The sequence below is a fragment of the Chromobacterium aquaticum genome (genome assembly GCF_021129195.1).
Lineage (GTDB): Bacteria > Pseudomonadota > Gammaproteobacteria > Burkholderiales > Chromobacteriaceae > Chromobacterium > Chromobacterium aquaticum.
In genome coordinates this window covers 14456-35700 of the sequence record NZ_JAJOHW010000028.1, presented here as the reverse complement: position 1 = coordinate 35700, position 21245 = coordinate 14456, and the positions used below count along the sequence as shown (strand labels likewise).

The following is a 21245-nucleotide window of genomic DNA, read 5'->3' as shown; positions in this document are numbered from 1 at the left end:
CATCGGCGACGCGCTCGGCGTGGTGGTGCGCGGCACCCGCACGGTCGACGCCAGCGAGGCCTCGGCCTTCCTGACCATAGGCGTGGCGCTGCTGATCTGCGCCGGCCTGATCGCCTTCTTCCCCTGGCTGGTGGCCGGCCCACTGCTATTCCTGCTGCTGCTCAGCGGCGGCGCCATCGTGGCCAAGGCTTGCGGGCTTTACTGGTCGCGGCGTGGCAAAAAACAACAGCCGCCACTGCCGCGCCAGCCATCTCAAGATGCTGATAAAGACAATCAAAACAGCCAGTTGGACGACTAGGCCTGCGGCGAAATGCACGGAGGCGGGACAATAAAGCCTGCTGGCCCAGCTTTTTTTCGGCCAAACCTTTTGTTGCGCAACAACATGACAAGCAAAAGGTCTAAAATGCGCGCTTTCTTGGGATGTTCTCCAGGCCGGCAGACGTGAAGGCCGCGCGGATTCCGCCGCGACCAGCCACGGACCGCGGCGCAAAGCGCCCTGTTTTTATTCGCGCCTCAAGGCCAGCCTCCATGGCGGCGGCGGACCCAGGTCTGCCCGTGCGTACAGAACTGCGCCCCAACGCGCACCGAGTGACACCGCAAAGGGTTACAGGTGCCCGCGGCCCCGGTTCGCTGTCCAGCGCTCCGGCGGCCCAGCTACGCGTCCCGCCCTGCGCGCGTGTCCGAGTTAACAGCAACAAGGACTCAGGTATGCGTTTTCATTTCCCCATCGTGATCATCGACGAGGATTTCCGCTCGGAAAACACCAGCGGTTCCGGCATCCGCGAACTCGCCGCCGCCATGGAGGCGGAGGGCATGAGCGTGATCGGCTACACCAGCTACGGCGATCTGACCTCCTTCGCCCAGCAGCAAAGCCGCGCCGCCGGTTTCATCCTGTCCATCGACGACGAGGAATTCCACACCGAAGACGCGGCGCAAGAAGCGCTGGGCAAGCTCTATGGCTTTGTCGCGGAAATCCGCCGCCGCAATCCGGACATCCCGGTCTATCTGTACGGCGAAACCCGCACCGCGCGCCACATTCCCAACGACATCCTGCGCGAGCTGCACGGCTTCATCCATATGCACGAGGACACGCCGGAATTCGTCGCCCGCCACATCATCCGCGAAGCCAAAAGCTATCTGGACAGCCTGGCGCCGCCGTTCTTCCGCGCGCTGGTGGACTATGCCCACGACGGCTCCTATTCCTGGCACTGCCCCGGCCACTCCGGCGGCGTCGCCTTCCTGAAGAGCCCGGTCGGCCAGATGTTCCACCAATTCTTCGGCGAAAACATGCTGCGCGCCGACGTCTGCAACGCAGTGGACGAACTGGGCCAGCTGCTGGACCACACCGGTCCCATTGCCGCCTCGGAACGCAATGCCGCGCGCATCTTCAACGCCGACCATCTGTTCTTCGTCACCAACGGCACTTCGACTTCCAATAAAATCGTCTGGCACAGCTGCGTGGCGGCCGGCGACATCGTGCTGGTGGACCGCAACTGCCACAAATCCAATCTGCACGCCATCATGATGACCGGCGCCATTCCGGTGTTCCTGATGCCGACGCGCAACCACTACGGCATCATCGGCCCGATTCCGAAATCCGAATTCCAGCTCGACAACATCAAGAAGAAAATCCAGGCCAACCCCTTCGCCCGCGAAGCTCTGGCCAAGAACCCGCAAGCCAAGCCACGCATCCTGACGCTGACCCAATCCACTTACGACGGCATTATCTACAACGTGGAGGATATCAAGCATCTGCTGGACGGCGAGGTCGATACCCTGCACTTCGACGAGGCCTGGCTGCCGCACGCCGGCTTCCATGATTTCTACGGCGACTTCCACGCCATCGGCGAAGGCCGTCCGCGCTGCAAGGACAGCCTGATCTTCTCTACCCAGTCCACCCACAAGCTGCTGGCCGGCATCAGCCAGGCCTCGCAAATCCTGGTGCAGGACCCGGAGCAACGGCAGCTGGACACCGCCTGGTTCAACGAGGCCTATCTGATGCACACCTCCACCAGCCCGCAGTACTCCATCATCGCCAGCTGCGATGTGGCGGCGGCGATGATGGAGCAGCCGGGCGGACAAGCGCTGGTGGAGGAGTCGCTGGTCGAGGCGCTGGACTTCCGCCGCGCCATGCGCAAGGTCGATGAGGAATACGGCCGCGACTGGTGGTTCAGCGTCTGGGGGCCGGACGATCTGTCCGACGACGGCATCTGCGACCCGGCCGAGTGGCAGCTGCGCCCGGACGAGCGCTGGCACGGCTTCGCCGGCATCGAGGATGGCTTCAATATGCTGGATCCGATCAAGGCCACGGTGCTGACCCCGGGCCTGGACGTGGACGGCAGCTTCGAAGAGATGGGCATTCCGGCCGCCATCGTCACCAAGTATCTGACCGAGCACGGCGTGGTGGTGGAAAAAACCGGCTTGTACAGCTTCTTCATCATGTTCACCATCGGCATCACCAAGGGCCGCTGGAATACGCTGATCTCGCTGCTGCAGCAGTTCAAGGACGACTTCGACAAAAACCAGCCGATGTGGCGGGTGATGCCGGAGTTCATCGCCAAATACCCGCAATACGAGCGTGTCGGCCTGCGCGATCTGTGCCAGCGCGTCCACCTGCTTTACAGCAAGCACGACGTCGCACGCATCACCACCGAGATCTATCTGTCGGAAATGGAACCGGCGATGCGCCCCGCCGACGCCTTCGCCAAGATGGCCCACCGCGAGATCGAACGCGTGCCAGTGGAACAGCTGGAAGGCCGCGTCACCGCGGTGTTGTTGACGCCGTATCCGCCGGGTATTCCGCTACTGATTCCCGGCGAGCGCTTCAACCAGACCATAGTCGACTACCTGCGCTTCGCCCAGGACTTCAACCGCGAGCTGCCCGGCTTCGAAACAGATGTCCACGGGCTGGTGGCCAGCGACATCGACGGTCGCAAGGTCTATTGCGTCGATTGCGTGAAGTGAGCATCGTGCGCCCCGGCCCAGCGCCGGGGCGCATGCGTACACTTTCTGCACAATAATCCTTAACACTCCAGGCTGGCGCCGCCGCGGCGCCGTGCGATAATCGCCGCCATGATGTCATTGGACCGCCGCTACGCCCTGATCGCCTGGCTATTGCTCAGCCTGGCGGGTTGCCTATGGTTGGGCTGGCGCCAATTTGGCGCTTTGGAACAGCGCTTTCGGCAAGAGTCCTTCATTACCTTGCGCCTGCTGAGCCAGAAGGCGTCGCAACACGACGCGGTGCTGGCCACGCTGGCCGCCTCCGAACAAAGCCATTTGCCAACGGACATGCTCAAGCGCCTGCAAACGGCGATGCCGCAGCTGAGCGCCATCGGCTATTGGCGGCAACAACAATGGCACGGTGATCCCAGCGGCCTGCGCCCGCCGCTAGCCTTGCTGTGGCAGGCTCAACAGCAGCGCCAGACCATACTCGGCTTTGACGCGACGCAGCGCTACTGGCTGCAAAGCCCTGACGGCTGGGCGCTGCTGATCGATCCTCAACGCATGCTGGCCAAGGCCGAATTGCCGGAGCCGCTGGAGAACATCTCGCTGCAACTGCGCGGCCACCGCATCGAATTGCTGCAACGTAAGGTCGGCGCCGCCGCCAATGACTGGGATTTGAGCCTGGAGCGCAAACTGCCCAGCGTCAGCCAGCCTTTCCGCCTGTCCAGCCGTACCGCCTTGAGTTGGGACAGCCTCCCTTGGCTGGAGATCCTACTGTGGAACGCGCTGCTCGCCGCCATCGCCGTCGGCTTGTACGCCTGGCACCGCCAGCGCGCATCGCAACAGCGCCAACAGCAGCAGGACCGGCTGGCGGCCCAGGCCCGACTCAATACCCTGAACGAAATGATGGCCGGCCTCGCTCAGGAACTGAACCCGCCATTGACCGCCATCATCGCCAACACCCGCCAACTGGAGCGCGCGCTGGACGAACCGTCACAGCGCGGCGCCGTGCGCGACACCCTGCTCGCCACCGGCGCGCAAGCGCGCCGCGCCGCGGCGCTGATCAGCCGGCTCAGCCGCCTGCTGGCCCATCCCAAAGCGACGGAAACCACGCCGCTGGATCCCGACGCGCTGGTGAACTCATTGCTGTTTCTGCGTCAGGCCGAGTTGGCGGATCAGAACATCACGCTGGAATGGCACAATCTGAGCCCGGAAGAGTGGCCGCGCGCCGAGCGTACCGCGCTGGAGCAGATCCTGCACAATCTGGTGCAGAACGCCTGTGACGCGCTGGAGGAGCAAGGCGGCCGCATCGTGATCAGCGGTGAAAGCGACGGACACAACTACCGCTTCAAAGTCGTGGACAACGGGCCCGGCATTGACGAAGCCATTCTGCCCAAGATTTTCCTGCCCTTCTTCACCACCCGCGCGCGCGGCATGGGATTGGGGCTGCCGCTATGCGAAACCCTGGCCCGTGCTCAAGGAGGCATGCTCCACGTGCAAAACGCCGCCAACGGCGGCGTCATCGCGCAACTGATATTGCCCTGGGCTAAACGCGACGCGTGACGCGGCGCGCTTCAGTCCTTGCTCGCCAACGCCAAGCGCAGTGCCAGGCCGCCGAACACCGTGGCCAGCAAATACTGCGGCAAGCGGCTTTGACCCAGTTTGTCGCCAAGCGCACGGCCGAAACGGCTGGCCGCCAGGATGATGGCGCCATTGATCAGCAGACCGATCGCATTCAGCAAGGTTGCCAGCACCATGATCTGCAAGGCCACCGGCCCAGCCGCCGGATGCACGAACTGCGGGAACAGCGCCAGCACGAAGAGCGCCATCTTGGGATTGAGCAAATTGGTGAGCAGCCCCTGGGCCATGATGCGCGGCATGGACTGCGGCGCGGCGGCGCCCGGTGCGGCCAACACGCTGCGGCTGCGCAAGGTGGTCCAAGCCAGATAGAACAGATAAGCGGCGCCGGCCAGTCGCACCGCGTCGTAGGCCAGCGGCGCCAACACGAATAATTGCGCCAGTCCAAAGGCCGCTGCCAACGCGTGACAGTAAGTGCCCAACTGAATGCCAGCCAGCGTGGCGAAACCGGCCTGGCGTCCCTGACTGGCGCTGCGGCTGGCGATCAACAACATATCCGGCCCCGGCGTTGCCGCCAGCGCAACGCAGGCGAGGCTGAACAATAATAGCGTGGACAAATCAGGCATGGCAGACATTCCGGGCGAATACAAAGCGATATGATACAAGCCGGCCCAGCGGAATCAAAGCTCACTCCAATGCCGCGCCGCGCTCCTGCAACAAGGCCCGCAACACCGAGCGGTGACAGCGCGCCTCGTCCTGACAGTAACACCCCATGGAAAAGTGACTGCCGTGCGACAGCGCCGCCAGCAAGTCCAATTCACGGCTTTGCTCCGGCGCCTTCATCTCCGCGCGATACGCCCGCTCGAACGCCTGCCATTCTGCTGCGCTCCGCGTCGCTTGCGCCAGCTTCACCAGCTCCGCGCTAGGCGCCAGATTGGGAAACCAGACATCGTACCAGTCACCGCTGGCGAACTCGCTCTTGGGCACGCCGCGCGGCGGCCGCCGAACCGTGCCGATGCGCGTGCCCTCCTGCGGGTGGCGCGGACTACCCAATTGCACGATGCGTATCGTCATAACGCGTTCTCCGGATCGACGTCGGCTGATCGCCGCGCCGCAACAACATTGTCATCGACAACCAAGCTTGAGTAGACTAAACCCCATAGCCTCGATCAGGACAGTCTCATGCAGCATTATCCACTTTATCTGTTGATGGCCGCGGCCACCGTGCTCAGCCCCGGTCCCGGCGTCTTGATGACCCTGACCAATTCGCTGCGCTTCGGCTTGCGCGGCACGCTGGGCGGCATCCTGGGCACCGCCTGCGGCTCCTTCATCGTCGCCGGCGTGTCGGCCACCAGCCTAGGGTTGCTGCTGGCCGCGTCGGCGCTGGCCTTCACCGTGATGAAATGGATAGGCGCGGCCTATTTGTTCTATCTGGGCATCAAGCTGCTGCGCGCGCCGGCCTTCCGCTTCGACGAAATACAAACCCAGCCGCGCGGCTTTGCCCGGCGTTTCGGGGAAGGCATGGCGGTACAGCTGACCAACCCAAAGTCTATCTTTTTCTTCCTGTCCATCTTCCCGCAATTCATCGACACCCAGGGCGCCTATGCGCCGCAATTCTTGCTGCTGGTCGGCTCCTTCAGCGCGCTGATCATTCTGATTCATACCGTGTACGCGCTGACCGCACAACGCGCGCGCCGCTGGCTGGCCAGCGAACGCGGCGGCAAACTGCTCAACAAGGCCGGCGGCATGACCTTCCTGCTGTTCGGCGCCCTACTCGCCAACTCCAACAAGTGAAGCGGCCTCCCATGCAACTGCAACTGGAATCTCCGCTGCAACACGATGTGCTGGCCTTGATCCGCCAGTTGGACGCTTATCAGGCGGCGCTGTATCCGGCGGAAAGCAACCACCTGATGAACCCGGCGGCGCTGGAACAGCCCCATGTGCGCTTCATCGTCGCCCGCGATGAGAACCGCGTGGCCACAGGCTGTGCCGCGCTGGTGCTACATGAGGATTACGGCGAGATCAAGCGCATGTTCGTGGCGCCGTCCCAGCGCGGCAAGGGCCTGGCCCAGGCGCTGCTGGCGCGCCTGGAGCAAGAAGCGCAGGCCGCCGGTCTCTCCGCGCTGAAACTGGAAACCGGCATATCCCAGCCGGAGGCGATCGGCCTGTACCAGCGTGGCGGCTTCAGCCTGTGCTCGCCATTCGGAGCCTACCTGCCCGACCCGCTCAGCCTGTTCATGAGCAAGGTCTTATAGGCCGCCCTGGGCGCGTCGGCTACCAGCCGTTTTCCAATACCAGATGGCCCGGCGCGCTCTGCCGGCTCATCCGGTAACCCATCTTCATCAGCTGTCTATGGGTGTCTTCCACCATGGCCGGATTGCCGCAGATCATGAAACGCGAGTTTTCCGGCGACATCGCCAGCCCCGCCGCCCGCTCCAAACCTCCATTGGCCAGCAAGGCCGGGATGCGTTCGTTCAACACGCCTTCCGGCGCGTCGCGCGTGACGATGGGCAAGTATTGCAGCTTGTGGCCGTGCTTGTCCCACAAGGGATGTTCGCTCAACTCGGCGATGAAATCCTGATAACTGAGCTCGCCGGCGTGCCGCACACAGTGCGCCAGCACGATGCGGTCAAAGCGTTGCCACTGAGCGGGGTCTTGCAGAATCGACAGATAGGGCGCCAAGCCGGTGCCGGTGGCCAACAGCCACAAATCCTTGCCCGGCGGCAGCCGGTCCGCCAGGAAGAAACCCATCGCTTTCTTGTCCAGCATGACCTCGTCGCCCGGCTGCAAGCGCGCCAGTCTCGAACTGAACTGCCCGTCCGGCACCACGATGGAATAAAACTCCAGATACTCGTCGGTGACTGCTGAGCACATCGAATAGGCGCGCCATACTTGGCCACCTTGCTCGCCCAGCGGCAGACCCAGCCGCGCGAACTGCCCTGGCTCGAAGCGGTAAGCATCGGGCCGTTGCAAACGGAAGCTGAGCAGATTGTCCGCCCAGCGCCGCAGCCACAGAATGGGTTGAACCGTGTATTTTTCTTCGATCGCCGTATCCATCACTCGTCTATACCCAAGTAAATTACTCAAGTATTGTGCGCCAGATCGCGGCAGCCTTCAAGCCCGCCGCCGCCAGCGGCTCAGCCATAAGCCGCCAGCCATTCCTGATGCAGCGTCGCCACCAGCTGCGCCGCCGGCAATTCCCGGCCAGCGGCCACATTCTCGCCGGCCCACAAGGACAGGAAGTCGCGCAGCCCAGCCTTGGCCGCCGCCGCGCGCAAAGGCCCGGTCAAGGCGTTCATCACCGGGTAGGCCGGCACCAGTTCCTCCCGCTCGGCCATCAACTCCATATAACGATTGTTCAGACCGCGCGCGTGGCGGCCGGAAAACGCGCGGCTCAGCCGGGTGCTGCCGGGTGCGGCCTTGGCCAGCTCGCTTTTCCACTGCGTCGAGATACCGGATTCCGGGCAGCGCAGAAACGCGGTGCCCAACTGGCAGGCCTGGGCGCCATGACGCATCGCGGCGGCCATGTCGCGCCCGTTCATGATGCCGCCGGCGGCGATCACCGGCAGCGGCTGGTTCTGCGCCAGTTCATAGGCCAGCGACAGCATGGGCCGCAAGCTATCCTGCGGTCGGCCGATGAAGGTGCCGCGATGGCCGCCCGCCTCTCGCCCCTGCGCGCAGATCGCGTCTGCGCCCAACTCGGCCCAGGCCAGCCCTTCCGCCATATTGGTGGCGGTGCCGATCACGTCTATCTTGGCCTGCTTCAAGAGCTTGAGCTGATTGCGGTTAAGAATGCCGAAAGTGAAGCTGGCCACCGCCGGCTTGGCCTCCAACAGGGCTTCGAACTGGCGGGCGAACGGCTCGCAGAAACGTTCCGGCACCTGCGGCGTCGGCAGCCCGAGTTCCTGATGCAAAGGTGCCAGCCATTCCAAGGCTTGCTGCAAGACCTGTGGGCTGGGCACCGGATCATCCTGCACGAACAGATTGATGCCGAACGGCTTGTCGGTCAGCTTTCGCACCTCGGCGGCCTCGCTGAGCAAGCGCTCGGGCGGCAGCATCGCCGCCGCCAGAAAGCCCAGAGCGCCGGCCTGGCTGACCGCGGCCACCAATGCCGGACTGGTTGCGCCGCCCGCCATCGGCGCCTGGATTAAAGGAGTTTGCAACTGCCAGCGGCGACACAAAGCGGAAGCCATATATTTCCTCGATTACGCCCACGTGGGCGTCGGTTGAAAAACAACGCTGTCAGATTCAGTCCGCCAGAGCCTGCTCCAGATCGGCCAGGATATCGTCGATATCCTCTATGCCTATCGACAGCCTCACCCCGCCTTCGCGAATGCCCAACCGGGCTTTCTGCTCCGGCGGCATGCCGCCGTGCGACATGGTGTAGCTGTGGTTGACCAGGGATTCGACCCCTCCCAGCGACTCGGCCAGCGCGAACAATTGCAGTCGCTCTGCCAGCCGGCTGGCCGCCGCGCGGCTGTCATCCTTCAGCCAGATGCTGACGATGCCGCCGAAGCGACGCATCTGCCGCCGGGCCAGCTCATGGCCCGGATGCTCCGGCAAGCCCGGAAAGAACACCCGTTCAACCTTGGGATGCGTCTGCAAATAACGCGCCACGCGCTCGGCGTTGTCGCAATGGCGATCCATGCGCAGGTGCAGGGTCTTGATGCCGCGCAGCGTCAGGAAGCAATCCTGCGGCCCCGGCACCGCGCCGGCCGCGTTCTGGATGAATTTGATCTCGCGGTGCAGTGCTTCATCCTTGACCGCCACCAGGCCCAGCAACACGTCGGAATGCCCTGCCAGGTATTTGGTGGCGGAATGCACGACGACGTCGGCGCCCAGATCCAGCGGGTTCTGCAGATAAGGCGTGGCGAAGGTGCTGTCCACCGCCACCCGCGCGCCATGCGCATGGGCGATTTCAGCCAACGCGGCGATATCCACCATGCCCAGCAAGGGATTGGTCGGCGACTCCAGCCACAGCAGCTTGGTCTGCGCGCTGATCAGCGCCGTCAGATTGCGGCTGTCGCTCAAATCCGCGAAGCTAACCTTAATACCCGCCGGCTCCATCACCTTGCTCAACAAGCGATAAGCGCCGCCATAAAGATCCGCCACCGCGATCACCTCGTCCCCGGGCTTCAGGCAGGCGCGCAGCACCGCGTCGATGGCCGCCATGCCGCTGGCGAAGGCCAGGCCGTGGCTGGCGTTTTCCAGGCTGGCCAGGCAGGCTTCCAGCGCCGCGCGGGTGGGATTACCGGTTCGCGCGTAGACGAAGGGCATGGACTCGCCGACCTGGCCGTATTCGAACACCGAAGTCTGGTACACCGGCGGCATCACCGCCTTGCCGTGCTCGGCGTTGTCGTAGCCGGCATGAATGGATCTGGTTGCAAATTTCACGACTTTTCCTCAAAAAATCATCAGCTTGATTTCGTTGTCCGACAAACCGACCGCAATCCGCCTCTCAGCGCGACCCAGCCATGACTCTTTCATCATTATTCGGCAACTTCAAGGAAGTCGCCGCTAAAACGGTGGCTACTCCATTGATCTTGACTAAGTTTTTACTGGCTTTAGCTTTACATCCACGCGCTTTAGGACTATTTTGCAGCGTTTCGCATTCAAACAATTGTACGAATGAAGCTAGAACGCGTATTTGACATCCTGACCCGCCAACTCGAACGCCACCCGCGAACCGATTGCCTCGCCGCCAAGGCCGGCAAGGAATGGCGCAGGCTGTCGACAGAGGAAGTCGCGGACAGCGTCAACCGCTTCAGCCTGGGTCTGCTGGAATTGGGCATCGCCAGCGGCGACAAGGTCGCCATTGCCGCCGACAATTCCATAGAATGGGTGCTGGCCGATCTGGCGCTGCAACAAGTCGGCGCCATCAGCGTGCCGCTTTACCCTACCATGACCCTCGATGATGCACGCTATATCCTGTCTCATGCCGAGGTCAAGCTTGCCTTCGTAGGCAATGCCGCATTGCAACGCAAATTGCATGAGGCGCTAGGTAAATTCAGTTGCCCGATCTACGCCCTGGGCCAGATCGACGGCTGCCCGTCCTGGACAGAAATCCCCGCGCAGGCCAAGCCAGAACGACAAGCCGAACTGGAACGCCGCCGTGACGCGATCCAACCGGACGATGTCTATACCATCATCTACACCTCCGGCACCACCGGACGCTCCAAAGGCGTGATGCTGTCGCACCGCAATGTGCTCAGCACCGTGATCGCCACCGCTGAATTCACTCGTCTGCCGCACGGCGAATGCCGTGCGCTGAGCTTTTTGCCGCTATCGCACATCTTCGAGCGCGCTGGCGTGTTCTACTATATGTACAGCAGCGCCGGCGTGTATTTCTCCAGCGTGGAATACCTGTCCGCCGCGCTCTCCGACATCAAGCCGCATACCTTCAGCGCCGTGCCGCGCGTACTGGAGAAAGTGCACGACAAGCTGGTGGGCAAGGCCCGCGAATTCAGCGGCTTCAAACGCCGTCTTTATTTGTGGGCGGTGGAGCGCGCCGAGCGCTTCGACCCCAATGCCCGCCGCTCGCCGTTGGAAGCCGCCAAGCACGCTCTGGCCGACAAGCTGGTCTACCGCAAATGGCGCGCCGCGATGGGCGGCGAACTCAAATGGATCAATGTAGGCTCCGCCGCGCTGCAACCACGATTGGCTCGCCTGTTCTGGGCCTGCGGCGTATCGGTGGCGGAAGGCTACGGCATGACCGAATCCGCGCCGGTGATTTCCGCCAACCCGTTCAACGCCAGGGACACCCGCATCGGCAGCGTGGGCCTGCCGCTGCCCGGGGTTGAACTACGCTTGGCCGACGATGGCGAAATCCTGGTGCGCGGCGACAATGTGATGCTCGGCTATTACAAGGAGCCGGAACTCACCACCGAAGTCTTGAAGGACGGCTGGCTGCACACCGGCGACATCGGTGTGCTGGAGCATGGCTACCTGCGCATCACCGACCGCAAGAAAGAAATGTTCAAGACCAGCAACGGCAAATACATCGCGCCGCAAGCGCTGGAGAACAAGCTGAAGGAATCTGCCTTTATCGACCAGATCATGGTGGTGGGCGACGGCCAGAAATACGCGGCGGCGCTGATCGTCCCGCTGTACGAGAAGCTAAAGGAATGGTGCGCCGAGCATGGCATCGCCTACACCACCGACAGCGAAATGAGCTGCCATCCCAAGATCGTCGAGCTGATAGACCGCGAGATCAAGCGATTCAACCGCTACTTCGGCAACTGGGAGCACATCAAGAAATTCGCGCTAATCGACAAGCCCTGGTGCGTCGATGCCGGTGAATTGGCGCCCACGCTGAAGCTGCGCCGCAAGGTGATCGCCGAGCGCTGCCGGGCGATGATAGAAAACCTGTACGCGCCGGCCTGAGCTCGCGCTCCAGAAACGACACAGCCCCGCATCGCGGGGCTTTTGCTTTTCAACGCTTGTGCGCCAGTTCCAGGCGTTGTTCCACATAGCGCTGCACCCGCTCGAAGCTGGCGCTCAGCACCCAGTAGATGGCCGCCGCCGCCAGATAGAGCGGCAGGGGCTGGAAGGTCTGGGCTATCACTTCCTTGGTTGCCAGCATCAATTCGGTCACGGTAATCACCGAGACCAGCGAGGTGTCCTTGATCAGACTGATCAAGGAGTTGGACAGACTCGGCACCGCCAGTCGCAAAGCCTGAGGCGCGATGATGTGGCGCATGGTCTGCCACCAGCTCAAGCCCAGCGACAAGCCGGCATCCCATTGGCCACGATGCACGCCGGCAATGCCGCCACGCAGGCTCTCCGACAAATAGGCGGCCACGTTCAGTGTCAGCGCCAGAATGCCCGCCGTCACCGGCCCCAGTTCGATGCCGGCTCCGGGCAGGCCATAATAGATGACGAAAATCTGCACCAATAAAGGGGTACCACGCATCGCGCTGACATAGAAGGCCGCCAATTGCGCCAGCAGCGGCACCTGCGCCACCCGCAGCAAGGCCACGAGGAAGCCCAGCGCCAGGCCCAGCACCATGGCCACCACCGCGAACAGCAGTGTCAGCCCCGCGCCTTGCAGCAGCACCGGCAGCGCCGACTCCAGCAGCACAATCCAGTCAGTCATTCATGTTTTCCCTAAAAAACCGACGCCCCCGCACAAGCAGGGGCGTCTTACTTCATAAATTCTAATACGAATTACTTATTATTTCTTCGCTGCCGTCGGCGCTTTCGACACGTCGATGCCGAACCACTTGACCGAGATCTTCTTGAAACTGCCGTCAGCCTTCATATCGGTCAACGCCTTATCCAGCGCCGCCTTGAACTGTGGATTATTCTTGGCGAACGGGATAGCCATCGTCGCCACCTCGCCCACCGGCGCTCCGGCCTTCAAGGGCAACTTGGCCTGCTTGATGGCGAAGGGGATCAGCAAGCTGTCGTTCAACGCCGCGTCCACGCGGCCGCTGGCCAGATCCTGCAGGTATTCCGGCGCGCCGGGATAGGTCTTCACCTCGATGCCGGGCACCGCCTTGGCCATATCGGCGTAATTGCTGCCCTGGCCCACGCCCAGCTTCTTGCCTTTCAGGTCCGCCAGGCTCTTGAAAGCGCGGCTCTCGTTCTTGCGCACGATCAGTTGCGCGCTTGAGTAGGTATAAGCCTGGGAGAAGTCGAACACGTCCTTGCGCTTGTCGGTCACGCCCACCTGGTTGACAACGATGTCGAACTTGCCGGCTTGCAAACCCGCCAGCAAGCCGCTCCATTCCGCAGTGGTGAATTCCGGCTTCACCTTCAGACGCTTGGCGATTTCACTGGCGATCTCGACATCGAAACCGGTCAGCTGCTGCTTGGCATCCTTGAAGTTAAACGGCGGATACGTGCCTTCCAAAGCGATTTTCAGACTGCCGCGCTGCTTGACCGTGTCCAGCAAGTCAGCCGCAAATACCTGGCCAGCCAGGCCAGCCATCACCAGAACCGTCATCAGCTTGCGCATATTAATATAACCTTTAGGAATTTTGGATTTGCAATAAACAAAAATCCAGAATATCATTGCTCGCAGCCACTGACAAGTTCCTAATAGAACAAAGGCCGCTATAGCGGCCCCACCCTATATCACGTCTCAGTTGCTTGTTGCAGCCTACGCCGCGAAGAATCAAGCACATTGCGACCCGCGCCTATCAATACCGCCAAGGCAAACCCCAACAAGCCAGCCAACACCACCACTAGCGCACGCCTAGGTCCGGATTTTTCCAAGGGTGGGCTGGCCGGCAACACCACTTGCACTTCTTGCGATACCAGCGCCTTGCTCACCAAGGCCTGCTTTTGCAATTCTTCCAACGCCGCTTGATAGAAGAAAAAATTCCGCATCATCGCTAGCTGCTGCGAAGAAATCGATTTGGCCCGCGGATTCGCTCGCTCCAGTTCCGCGCGCAACTGCAGTAAAGACGATTGCAGCGGACTATTGCCCTCCATCTGCTGCGTATTCATTTGCACTTCAAGCCTGGCAAACCCGTCAACGATCCGCGCCAACTCACTGTTCAGCAAAGCCTCTCCGCCTCCTTGCTGCTTTAGCTGACGCTGTGCCACTGCTAGCTGCTGCTGCGTTGCCTTGATCTTTTCTTGCAGCACCAGATACTTTTTGCTTTGCTCCGTGACGTGCAAACCCAGAATCTTCTGCCTGGCCTGCTCCACCAGATAATTTGCAAGCTTGGCGGCGAATACCGCATCCGCATCACTAACGGATACTTCGAGCAAGCCATCCTTGCCCGCATTCACTTTCAGATTGTCCAATAGGCTCAACTTGGTCTTGTCGGCGGCGCTCAGTTCATAATGCTTGGCCAATTCAAAATCAGTAACGGCGCGGTCCAGCAACGAACTATCTTTCAAAACACTAGCTCCGCCCTGAGGTCCCAGCGGCGCCGGCACTAATAGCAAGGAAGTCGCCGTGTAACGAGGAGGCATATTCATTACAATGGCAATCGCCAATATCACCGCAGCCACTGGCAACATCACCATCAAGCGCCACTGTTTTCTACAGAACAAAATAATATCGACCAAGCTGATCTCATCAGAAACTTCACGCTGCTGTTCCAACTGTCATTTTCCTTTTGCCGACTTTTGCCTATGAATGATGCGCTATCCCTACTCATTCTACTTACAAAAAAAAGGCATGCGCCAGAGTCACATGCCTTTTCTTCAGTTAATTATGATTACACATTAAATAAGAAGTTCATCACATCACCATCCTGTACCACGTACTCCTTGCCTTCGGCGCGCATCTTGCCGGCCTCCTTGGCCTTGGCCTCGCCGCCCAGCGCGATGAAGTCGGCATAGGCGATGGTCTGCGCGCGGATGAAGCCGCGTTCGAAATCGGTGTGGATCACGCCGGCCGCCTGCGGCGCGGTGTCGCCGATATGAATCGTCCAGGCACGCACTTCCTTCACGCCAGCGGTGAAATAGGTCTGCAGGCCCAGCAGTTTGTAGCCGGCGCGGATCAGGCGGTCCAAACCCGGCTCTTCCAGGCCCAGCGTTTCCAAGAACTCGGCCTTGTCGGCATCATCCAGTTCCGCGATTTCGGATTCGATCGCCGCGCACAAGGCCACCACCGGCGCGCCTTCCTTGTCGGCCAACTGCTGCACCCGCTCCAGCAAGGGATTGTTGCTGAAACCGTCTTCGGCCACATTGGCCACATACATCGCCGGCTTGATCGTCAGCAGGCACAGCGGCTTGATCAACGCATTTTCTTCCGGGCTCAGCTCCAGCGAACGCGCCGGCAGACCCTGATCCAGATGCGGCACCAGCTTTTCCAGCACCGCGATCAAGGCGCGCGCGTCCTTGTCGCCGGACTTGGCGCGCTTACCTTCGCGCGTCATCGCCTTTTCCACCGCGGACAGATCGGCCAGCGCCAGTTCGGTGCCTATGGTCTCGATGTCGGCGATAGGGTCCACCTTGCCCGCGACGTGAACGATATTCTCATCTTCGAAACAGCGCACCACGTTGACGATGGCGTCGGTCTCGCGGATGTTGGCCAGGAACTGGTTGCCCAGGCCCTCGCCCTTGGAGGCGCCCGCCACTAGCCCGGCAATGTCGACGAACTCAACGATGGCCGGCTGAACGCGTTGCGGATTGATGATCTTGGCCAATTCGGCCAAGCGCTGATCCGGCACTTCCACGATGCCGACATTGGGCTCGATGGTGCAGAACGGATAGTTGGCGGCTTCGATGCCGGCCTTGGTCAGCGCATTGAACAGGGTGGACTTGCCCACATTGGGCAGGCCGACGATACCGCATTTCAGACTCATGTCCGCATTCCTTCGAAATTCTTGAAAAATCTTATCTGCCGCAGCATAGCGGCAAGCCGGCGATTTGCCCAGCGGCTTACTTGGCCGCGGTGTGCAATTCCTTCATCGCCGCCGCCATTTTGCCGCCGATGGCCGCTGGCAATTGCAGCAAAGCCTGCGCGATCGCCTCGTCCAGCGCCTGCTGCTCCTCGGCGCGCGGCTTCTTCAACACGAAATTGGCGACTTCATTGCGATCACCCGGATGACCTATGCCCAGGCGCAAACGCCAGAACGCCGGCGAACTCAAGCGCGCGGCGATGTCCTTCAAACCATTGTGGCCGCCATGGCCGCCGCCTTGCTTGAAGCGGGCCGCGCCGGGGGGCAAATCCAGTTCGTCGTGCACGACGAGGATCTGGTCCGGCAGAATCTTGTAAAAATGCGCCAGCGCCAACACCGCTTGCCCGGACAGGTTCATATAGGTCATGGGCTTGAGCAGCCAGACATCCTGGCCATCGATATCCACGCGGGCGATGTCGCCATGGAACTTGGTTTCCGTGCGCCAGTTGCCCTTATAGCGCCAGCACAGCTCATCCACCAGCCAGAAGCCGGCGTTGTGACGGGTTCTATCGTATTCGGCGCCGGGGTTGCCCAGGCCGACTATCAGGCGAATACCGGACATATTCTCTGTTCCAAATAAAAAAGCTCGTTGCGGGCCGACGGCTAGCAACGAGCTTTTCAACCGTTACCGTCAGACGGCACGGCAGCTAGATTACACGCGAGCGAAGTCGATGTGCATCACTTGCTGTTTGTACGGGTGCATTTGGAACGCAGCCACTTTAACTTGTTCTTTCTGGCCGTCGATCACCAGATCCAGAACGGAAGTGTGGAACGCTTCATTCTTCAGCGCGTAGTACATGGTGTTGTGGTCCAGAACGATGGATACGGCTTCTTTGGAAGCGCCGTAAACAACGGCCGGAACCTGGCCGGCGTGACGCAGGCGGCGGCTCGCACTCGTACCCGACTCTTCACGCTTGCTGGCGGTATATTCAAAAGACATGGCAAAACTCCAGTTTCAGATTAAAAGCACCCGGCCCGCCGCGACCAGCGGGCCCGATGTTTACGGCAGGCAGGCGCCCGCCGCAACCAGTTCCTCATTGAAGAGGTAAGACACCGATTCTTCGTTGTTGATCCGGCGCAGCGTCTCGGCCAGCAGGCCGGCGATGGAGGCGACCCGGATGTTCGGGCAGGCTTTGGCCTCGGCGGTCAACGGGATGGTGTCGGTCACCACCACCATATCGATGTCGGAATTCTTGATGCGATCGATCGCCTGACCGGAGAAGATCGGGTGAGTCGCATAGGCCAGCACGCGCTGGGCGCCGCGCTCCTTCAGAGCGCTGGCCGCCTTGCACAGGGTGTTGGCGGTGTCGATCATGTCGTCGACGATCAGGCAGGTACGGCCGGACACATCGCCGATGATATTCATCACCTCGGCCACATTGGCCTTGGGACGACGCTTGTCGATGATGGCCAGGTCGGTGTTCAAGGCCTTGGCCATCGCGCGGGCGCGCACCACGCCGCCCACGTCCGGGCTGACCACGATCAGGTCTTCGATGCGCTGCGAACGGATGTCCTTCAGCAGCACCGGCGTCGCGTAAACGTTGTCCACCGGGATATCGAAGAAACCCTGGATCTGGTCGGCATGCAGATCGACGGTGAGCACGCGATCGATGCCAGCGCTGGTCAGCATATTGGCCACCAGCTTGGCGGAGATGGGCACCCGGGCGGAGCGCGGACGGCGATCCTGGCGCGCATAGCCGAAGTACGGAATCGCCGCGGTAATACGACCGGCCGAAGCGCGTTTCAACGCGTCGGCCATAGTCAGGATTTCCATCAGATTGTCATTGGTCGGCGCACAGGTCGATTGCAGAATGAAGACGTCGCGTCCGCGGACGTTTTCCAGCAGCTCCACCGCCACTTCGCCGTCGCTGAACTTGCCGACATCGGCGCGTCCCAACGAGATATCCAGATGTTTGACTACGTTTTGGGCCAGTTCCGGGTTCGCGGTCCCGGTGAATACCATCAAACTGTCGTATGCCGCCATGATTCGTGTGCCTTAGCTAGATAAAGAAAAAGCGTGTAAGGGATTCTTACACGCTTTTTTCATGCTCTCTCTTATTGAGAGAAAGTCTTGGCTGGGGAGGTAGGGATCGAACCTACGAATGCCGGAATCAAAATCCGGTGCCTTACCACTTGGCGACTCCCCAGTAACCTTTATTCAGCGCTGTCGATTAAGGGATGGACATCGAGTCCTTTTGCTAAAAACCCCTTATATTTTATCGACACCGCCTGATAAACTTTATCGGCTTCGTCTTTTGACTGGCACTCCAGAAACACACAGGAACCGGAACCAGTCATCAGCGGCGAACCATATTTTCTTAATTCGGTCAGCACTTCATTCACCGCTGGGTACATATTCGAAACAACGTTTTGCAGATCGTTTCGTCGTCGCTGCGTTGTTTCGAGGATTCGCATTATGCCGACGACCCCTACCTCTGTCAACACCTCCTGCGAGAAATTTTGAAATATTTTGCTGGTAGGCACATGCACCTGAGGGTGAATTACCACATACCATGCCGGCTTCAATTTGATTTCATTCAGTTTTTCCCCCACGCCGGTGGCCAGCGCACTGCGGCCAAAAATAAACACCGGCACGTCCGCGCCCAGCTTCAAGCCGAGTTCCTGCAGTTCCGCCCGTGGCAGATTCAGCCGCCACATGCGGTTCAAGGCCAGCAAAACGGTGGCGGCGTCGGAGCTTCCTCCCCCCAAACCACCGCCCATCGGTATCTTTTTCTCCAGGCGAATGCTCACACCCAGCCCACAAGCCGCATGCTGCTGCAACAGCCGCGCGGCGCGCACGGTCAGATCCTGCTCTGGATCCACGCCGGAGATCGGCGTTTCCAGCACAACGTCACCATCGTCGCGCAAGGCCAGCGACACCGTGTCGTTCAGGTCGATGAAACGGAACACTGTCTCCAGCAGATGGTAGCCATCCGCGCGCTTGCCCACGATGTGCAGCAATAGATTGAGTTTGGCCGGAGCCGGGAAGGTTTGAAATACAGCGGAAGTCATCGACACGACACCAAGATAGAAATCACAAGAACAGCATGGCCAGCAGTTAGTACATCAACGCCAATCGCGGGTCACCACCCGGACGGTCAGACCGTCGCGGACCAGATCCACGCGCTTGGGATAGCGTTCGCCGGACTCGACGTCACGCACAAAGCGGATGCGCCAGCCTTGCTGCAACAATTCGCCATCGGGGCGGACCTCGCTGGCTTCGCCCGGCACCGGCATGCCGCGCACCCACCAGGCCAGACCAGCCAAGGGCAGCGGCCAACCCAGGGTTTTCTCGGTCAGGCTTTCCACATCGGGCGCCTGCCAGGCCTTGCCGTCGGAACGCAAGGTGACGCCATCGGCGTCGCGCACCACTTCGGCCACGGTATTGCCCAACGGTGAATTGATCGCCAACTGGTCTCGCTCGGGCTGGTGCTGCCAATCGAAATTGGCGACATGCCCCTTGCCGTCCAGGTTCACGGACAACCGTCCGCTGACCGTGAACGGCTGATCGGCGGAGCGGGTCGCCGACGGCATGAACACTGCTTCGCGCGTCGCGCACCCCGTCGCCAGCAGCGACAAGAGCAAAACCAGGCCTTGCCACCTCATCGCCGCGCCCCCAGCCGGTGCATGGTTTCGCGCAGCACATCATGCTCCGGGCTTTCCGCCAGCGCCTTGTCCCATACCGCCTGCGCCTCGTCTTTCTTGCCCAGCTTCCATAACACCTCGCCCAGATGCGCGGCCAGCTCGGGGTCGGGCAAGAGCGCGTAGGCCTTCTGCAGCGTCTTCAGCGCGGCCTCGAGCCGGCCCAACTTGTATTGCGCCCAACCCAGGCTGTCGAGAATGGTGGGATTGTCCGGCTCGCTCTTCAGCGCCTTTTCTATATAGCCAAGCGCCTCCTGATGGCGGCCGGTGCGATTGGTCAGCGTATAACCCAGCGCATTCAAGGCTTGGGCGTCGCCCGGCTTTTCCTTCAACACCAGCTTGAGGTCGCGCTCGGCATTGCCGATATTGCCCAGGTTGTCGGACACCAGCGCCCGCTCATACAACAGTTCCGGCGCCTTGGGCATGCGCTGCAGCGCCTTGCTCAATAATTCGTAGGCCTTGCCGTATTGCTTGGCCTCGCGCGCCAGCTGTGATTGCAGCAAGGCCAGGGTGATTTTTTCCTGATCATTGCCGCCCAAGGGCGCCAGCCGCGCCAAGGCCAGCTCCAGCTTGCCGTCACCGGCCTCCATCACCGCCAGCCGGCCTTGGGCCGGCAGGAATTGCGGACCTGCGCCCACCATCTCATACCAGCCCTTGGCGGCGGCGTCCTGGCGCTCCTCGGCGATCTGTCCCAGGGTATAGCGGATGAAATTGGCCTCGGGATGGCCGGCGGCCAGCGCCTGGCGCAAATACTTGTCCGCGGCGGGCAGATCGCGCATCTGGTAGGCCATCAGGCCGGAGGCGTAAAGCAGGTCTGGATTGTCCGGATAGGCCGGCAGCAATTGGTCGAAAGCCTGCCGCGCCTCGCCGAAGCGCTTGGCGCCCACCAGCAGCCGCGGATAGGCCAGCTTCAGTTCCAGACCGGCGTTGGGCCGCCGCGCCAGTTCGCGCCGCAGGAACTCGATGGCCTGGTCCGGCTGCTCGCGCCGCAGGCGGTCCACCTGCCACGCCACCGGCAAATCCCAGGCCGGCGCGATCTGCGCGAGGCGATCGAACTCGCGGTTCATCGTGGCCTGATCGCCGGCCTCGGCGGCCACGGCCAGTAGCGCGAAGCGCGCCTCGGCCAGGTCCGGATAGCGGCCGGCGAACTGCTGGACCAACTCATAGGCCGCCTGTTTGTCGCTCTGACGCGACGTCAACCGCGCCAGTTGCACGAAGATGGCGGGAGCCCGTTCCGGTTCTTTCTGCAGCAGCGCTTCGATCAGCGGCTTGCTTTCCGCCAGCTTGCCGGCGCGCAGCAGGGTGATGAACAGCTGCTCGCGCGCGGGCACCGAGTCCGGCGCCAGCTCCATCCACAAAGTCAGCGCTTCCGAGGTTTCCTTCAGCAAACCGGCGAACATGGAGAACTCGGCCGCGCGCTGCGCCAGCCGCGGGTCGCGCGTCTGACGCGCCAGTTCCAGATAGGTCACCGCGGAAGCGCCCACCGAGCCGCGCTGGGCGGCGATTTCTCCGGCCACCACGCCATAGAGGATTTCGGGCGTCAGCTCCGCCTTGGGCAGCAGGGCATCGTCCTCTTTAGCCGCGGCGGCGGCCTCGTCGCCCGCCGGCTTGCCGGTATCGACGGAGCGCGCCGCGCCGGGATGCTTGAAATTGGCGCACGCCGACAGCAGCAAGACCATCAACAAGGGAAGTGTTTTTTTCAGCCGTTGCATTCGCATG

At 61.5% G+C, this 21245-nt stretch carries 20 protein-coding genes, 1 tRNA gene and 1 pseudogene; 6 read left to right on the top strand and 16 right to left on the bottom strand.

Annotation, left to right across the window (positions count from 1 at the left end; translation table 11 throughout):
* The 3 genes and pseudogenes from LQT98_RS04960 to LQT98_RS04950 form a co-directional block, all read left to right on the top strand.
* A pseudogene (locus LQT98_RS04960) lies at positions 1-298 on the top strand (hypothetical protein); the annotation flags it as partial.
* Positions 299-708: 410 nt separating this feature from the next.
* Entirely contained in the window at positions 709-2964 is a 2256-nt protein-coding gene (locus LQT98_RS04955) for an arginine/lysine/ornithine decarboxylase (protein WP_231461337.1), read from the top strand.
* Between the two features lie 108 nt (positions 2965-3072).
* Complete coding sequence (locus tag LQT98_RS04950) at positions 3073-4506, top strand: sensor histidine kinase (protein WP_231461336.1); 1434 nt, start codon at positions 3073-3075, stop codon at positions 4504-4506.
* 11 nt (positions 4507-4517) lie between these two features.
* On the opposite strand, the gene LQT98_RS04945 is transcribed toward LQT98_RS04950, so the two are convergent.
* Together LQT98_RS04945 and LQT98_RS04940 are read right to left on the bottom strand one after the other, a co-directional pair.
* Positions 4518-5147 (bottom strand): LysE family translocator, encoded by a 630-nt coding sequence (locus LQT98_RS04945; protein ID WP_231461335.1) that lies wholly within the window; start codon positions 5145-5147, stop codon positions 4518-4520.
* A 61-nt stretch (positions 5148-5208) separates the two neighbouring features.
* On the bottom strand, positions 5209-5595 hold the full coding sequence (locus LQT98_RS04940; RefSeq protein WP_231461334.1) for a DUF488 domain-containing protein: 387 nt from the start codon (positions 5593-5595) through the stop codon (positions 5209-5211).
* A 108-nt stretch (positions 5596-5703) separates the two neighbouring features.
* Here LQT98_RS04940 and LQT98_RS04935 point away from each other — a divergent pair, with 108 nt between their 5' ends.
* Entirely contained in the window at positions 5704-6315 is a 612-nt protein-coding gene (locus LQT98_RS04935; RefSeq protein WP_048409492.1) for a LysE family translocator, read from the top strand.
* Between the two features lie 11 nt (positions 6316-6326).
* On the top strand, positions 6327-6776 hold the full coding sequence (locus LQT98_RS04930) for a GNAT family N-acetyltransferase (RefSeq protein ID WP_231461333.1): 450 nt from the start codon (positions 6327-6329) through the stop codon (positions 6774-6776).
* A 19-nt stretch (positions 6777-6795) separates the two neighbouring features.
* On the opposite strand, the gene LQT98_RS04925 is transcribed toward LQT98_RS04930, so the two are convergent.
* From LQT98_RS04925 to LQT98_RS04915, 3 genes are all read right to left on the bottom strand, one after another.
* Positions 6796-7578 carry a ferredoxin--NADP reductase gene (locus tag LQT98_RS04925; protein ID WP_231461332.1) on the bottom strand — a complete coding sequence of 261 codons (783 nt, stop codon included), beginning with the start codon at positions 7576-7578 and terminating at the stop codon, positions 6796-6798.
* Between the two features lie 80 nt (positions 7579-7658).
* Positions 7659-8714 carry an NAD(P)H-dependent flavin oxidoreductase gene (locus LQT98_RS04920; RefSeq protein ID WP_048409489.1) on the bottom strand — a complete coding sequence of 352 codons (1056 nt, stop codon included), beginning with the start codon at positions 8712-8714 and terminating at the stop codon, positions 7659-7661.
* A gap of 55 nt (positions 8715-8769) precedes the next feature.
* The gene (locus LQT98_RS04915; RefSeq protein WP_231461330.1) at positions 8770-9915 is read right to left on the bottom strand and encodes a trans-sulfuration enzyme family protein; all 1146 of its coding nucleotides are present in this window, start codon (positions 9913-9915) and stop codon (positions 8770-8772) included.
* Positions 9916-10149: 234 nt separating this feature from the next.
* On the opposite strand from LQT98_RS04915, the gene LQT98_RS04910 reads away from it, so the two are divergent.
* Complete coding sequence (locus tag LQT98_RS04910; protein WP_231461329.1) at positions 10150-11904, top strand: AMP-dependent synthetase/ligase; 1755 nt, start codon at positions 10150-10152, stop codon at positions 11902-11904.
* Positions 11905-11953: 49 nt separating this feature from the next.
* Here LQT98_RS04910 and LQT98_RS04905 read toward each other — a convergent pair whose 3' ends face one another.
* From LQT98_RS04905 to LQT98_RS04855, 11 genes are all read right to left on the bottom strand, one after another.
* Entirely contained in the window at positions 11954-12616 is a 663-nt protein-coding gene (locus LQT98_RS04905) for an amino acid ABC transporter permease (protein ID WP_048409486.1), read from the bottom strand.
* A 78-nt stretch (positions 12617-12694) separates the two neighbouring features.
* Positions 12695-13480, bottom strand: a complete 786-nt coding sequence (locus LQT98_RS04900; RefSeq protein ID WP_231461328.1) for a transporter substrate-binding domain-containing protein — start codon at positions 13478-13480, stop codon at positions 12695-12697.
* Positions 13481-13599: 119 nt separating this feature from the next.
* A complete protein-coding gene (locus LQT98_RS04895; protein ID WP_231461327.1) occupies positions 13600-14580 on the bottom strand; it encodes a Wzz/FepE/Etk N-terminal domain-containing protein in 981 nt (326 codons plus the stop codon).
* A gap of 116 nt (positions 14581-14696) precedes the next feature.
* A complete protein-coding gene (ychF, locus tag LQT98_RS04890; protein ID WP_231461326.1) occupies positions 14697-15788 on the bottom strand; it encodes a redox-regulated ATPase YchF in 1092 nt (363 codons plus the stop codon).
* 76 nt (positions 15789-15864) lie between these two features.
* Positions 15865-16446 (bottom strand): aminoacyl-tRNA hydrolase, encoded by a 582-nt coding sequence (gene pth, locus LQT98_RS04885; RefSeq protein WP_231461325.1) that lies wholly within the window; start codon positions 16444-16446, stop codon positions 15865-15867.
* 90 nt (positions 16447-16536) lie between these two features.
* On the bottom strand, positions 16537-16824 hold the full coding sequence (gene rplY, locus LQT98_RS04880) for a 50S ribosomal protein L25 (protein WP_043589895.1): 288 nt from the start codon (positions 16822-16824) through the stop codon (positions 16537-16539).
* Between the two features lie 60 nt (positions 16825-16884).
* Entirely contained in the window at positions 16885-17868 is a 984-nt protein-coding gene (locus LQT98_RS04875) for a ribose-phosphate pyrophosphokinase (RefSeq protein ID WP_043589892.1), read from the bottom strand.
* Between the two features lie 88 nt (positions 17869-17956).
* A tRNA-Gln gene (locus LQT98_RS04870) sits at positions 17957-18031 on the bottom strand.
* Between the two features lie 7 nt (positions 18032-18038).
* Positions 18039-18896: a 4-(cytidine 5'-diphospho)-2-C-methyl-D-erythritol kinase gene (gene ispE / locus LQT98_RS04865; protein ID WP_231461324.1), complete on the bottom strand. Its 858-nt coding sequence runs from the start codon at positions 18894-18896 to the stop codon at positions 18039-18041.
* A 54-nt stretch (positions 18897-18950) separates the two neighbouring features.
* Positions 18951-19490 (bottom strand): lipoprotein insertase outer membrane protein LolB, encoded by a 540-nt coding sequence (gene lolB / locus LQT98_RS04860; RefSeq protein ID WP_231461323.1) that lies wholly within the window; start codon positions 19488-19490, stop codon positions 18951-18953.
* The gene (locus tag LQT98_RS04855) at positions 19487-21244 is read right to left on the bottom strand and encodes a tetratricopeptide repeat protein (protein WP_231461322.1); all 1758 of its coding nucleotides are present in this window, start codon (positions 21242-21244) and stop codon (positions 19487-19489) included. Before LQT98_RS04855 ends, lolB begins: the two co-directional genes overlap by 4 nt.
* Position 21245: the final 1 nt, after the last annotated feature.

Bases quoted from the DNA above. Each gene is read 5' to 3' on its own strand.
- LQT98_RS04955 (WP_231461337.1), top strand. From the start codon at position 709: ATGCGTTTTCATTTCCCCATCGTGATCATCGACGAGGATTTCCGCTCG.
- LQT98_RS04950 (WP_231461336.1), top strand. From the start codon at position 3,073: ATGATGTCATTGGACCGCCGCTACGCCCTGATCGCCTGGCTATTGCTC.
- LQT98_RS04945 (WP_231461335.1), bottom strand. From the start codon at position 5,147: ATGCCTGATTTGTCCACGCTATTATTGTTCAGCCTCGCCTGCGTTGCG.
- LQT98_RS04940 (WP_231461334.1), bottom strand. From the start codon at position 5,595: ATGACGATACGCATCGTGCAATTGGGTAGTCCGCGCCACCCGCAGGAG.
- LQT98_RS04935 (WP_048409492.1), top strand. From the start codon at position 5,704: ATGCAGCATTATCCACTTTATCTGTTGATGGCCGCGGCCACCGTGCTC.
- LQT98_RS04930 (WP_231461333.1), top strand. From the start codon at position 6,327: ATGCAACTGCAACTGGAATCTCCGCTGCAACACGATGTGCTGGCCTTG.
- LQT98_RS04925 (WP_231461332.1), bottom strand. From the start codon at position 7,578: ATGGATACGGCGATCGAAGAAAAATACACGGTTCAACCCATTCTGTGG.
- LQT98_RS04920 (WP_048409489.1), bottom strand. From the start codon at position 8,714: ATGGCTTCCGCTTTGTGTCGCCGCTGGCAGTTGCAAACTCCTTTAATC.
- LQT98_RS04910 (WP_231461329.1), top strand. From the start codon at position 10,150: ATGAAGCTAGAACGCGTATTTGACATCCTGACCCGCCAACTCGAACGC.
- LQT98_RS04905 (WP_048409486.1), bottom strand. From the start codon at position 12,616: ATGACTGACTGGATTGTGCTGCTGGAGTCGGCGCTGCCGGTGCTGCTG.
- LQT98_RS04900 (WP_231461328.1), bottom strand. From the start codon at position 13,480: ATGCGCAAGCTGATGACGGTTCTGGTGATGGCTGGCCTGGCTGGCCAG.
- ychF (WP_231461326.1), bottom strand. From the start codon at position 15,788: ATGAGTCTGAAATGCGGTATCGTCGGCCTGCCCAATGTGGGCAAGTCC.
- pth (WP_231461325.1), bottom strand. From the start codon at position 16,446: ATGTCCGGTATTCGCCTGATAGTCGGCCTGGGCAACCCCGGCGCCGAA.
- rplY (WP_043589895.1), bottom strand. From the start codon at position 16,824: ATGTCTTTTGAATATACCGCCAGCAAGCGTGAAGAGTCGGGTACGAGT.
- LQT98_RS04875 (WP_043589892.1), bottom strand. From the start codon at position 17,868: ATGGCGGCATACGACAGTTTGATGGTATTCACCGGGACCGCGAACCCG.
- ispE (WP_231461324.1), bottom strand. From the start codon at position 18,896: ATGACTTCCGCTGTATTTCAAACCTTCCCGGCTCCGGCCAAACTCAAT.
- lolB (WP_231461323.1), bottom strand. From the start codon at position 19,490: ATGAGGTGGCAAGGCCTGGTTTTGCTCTTGTCGCTGCTGGCGACGGGG.
- LQT98_RS04855 (WP_231461322.1), bottom strand. From the start codon at position 21,244: ATGCGAATGCAACGGCTGAAAAAAACACTTCCCTTGTTGATGGTCTTG.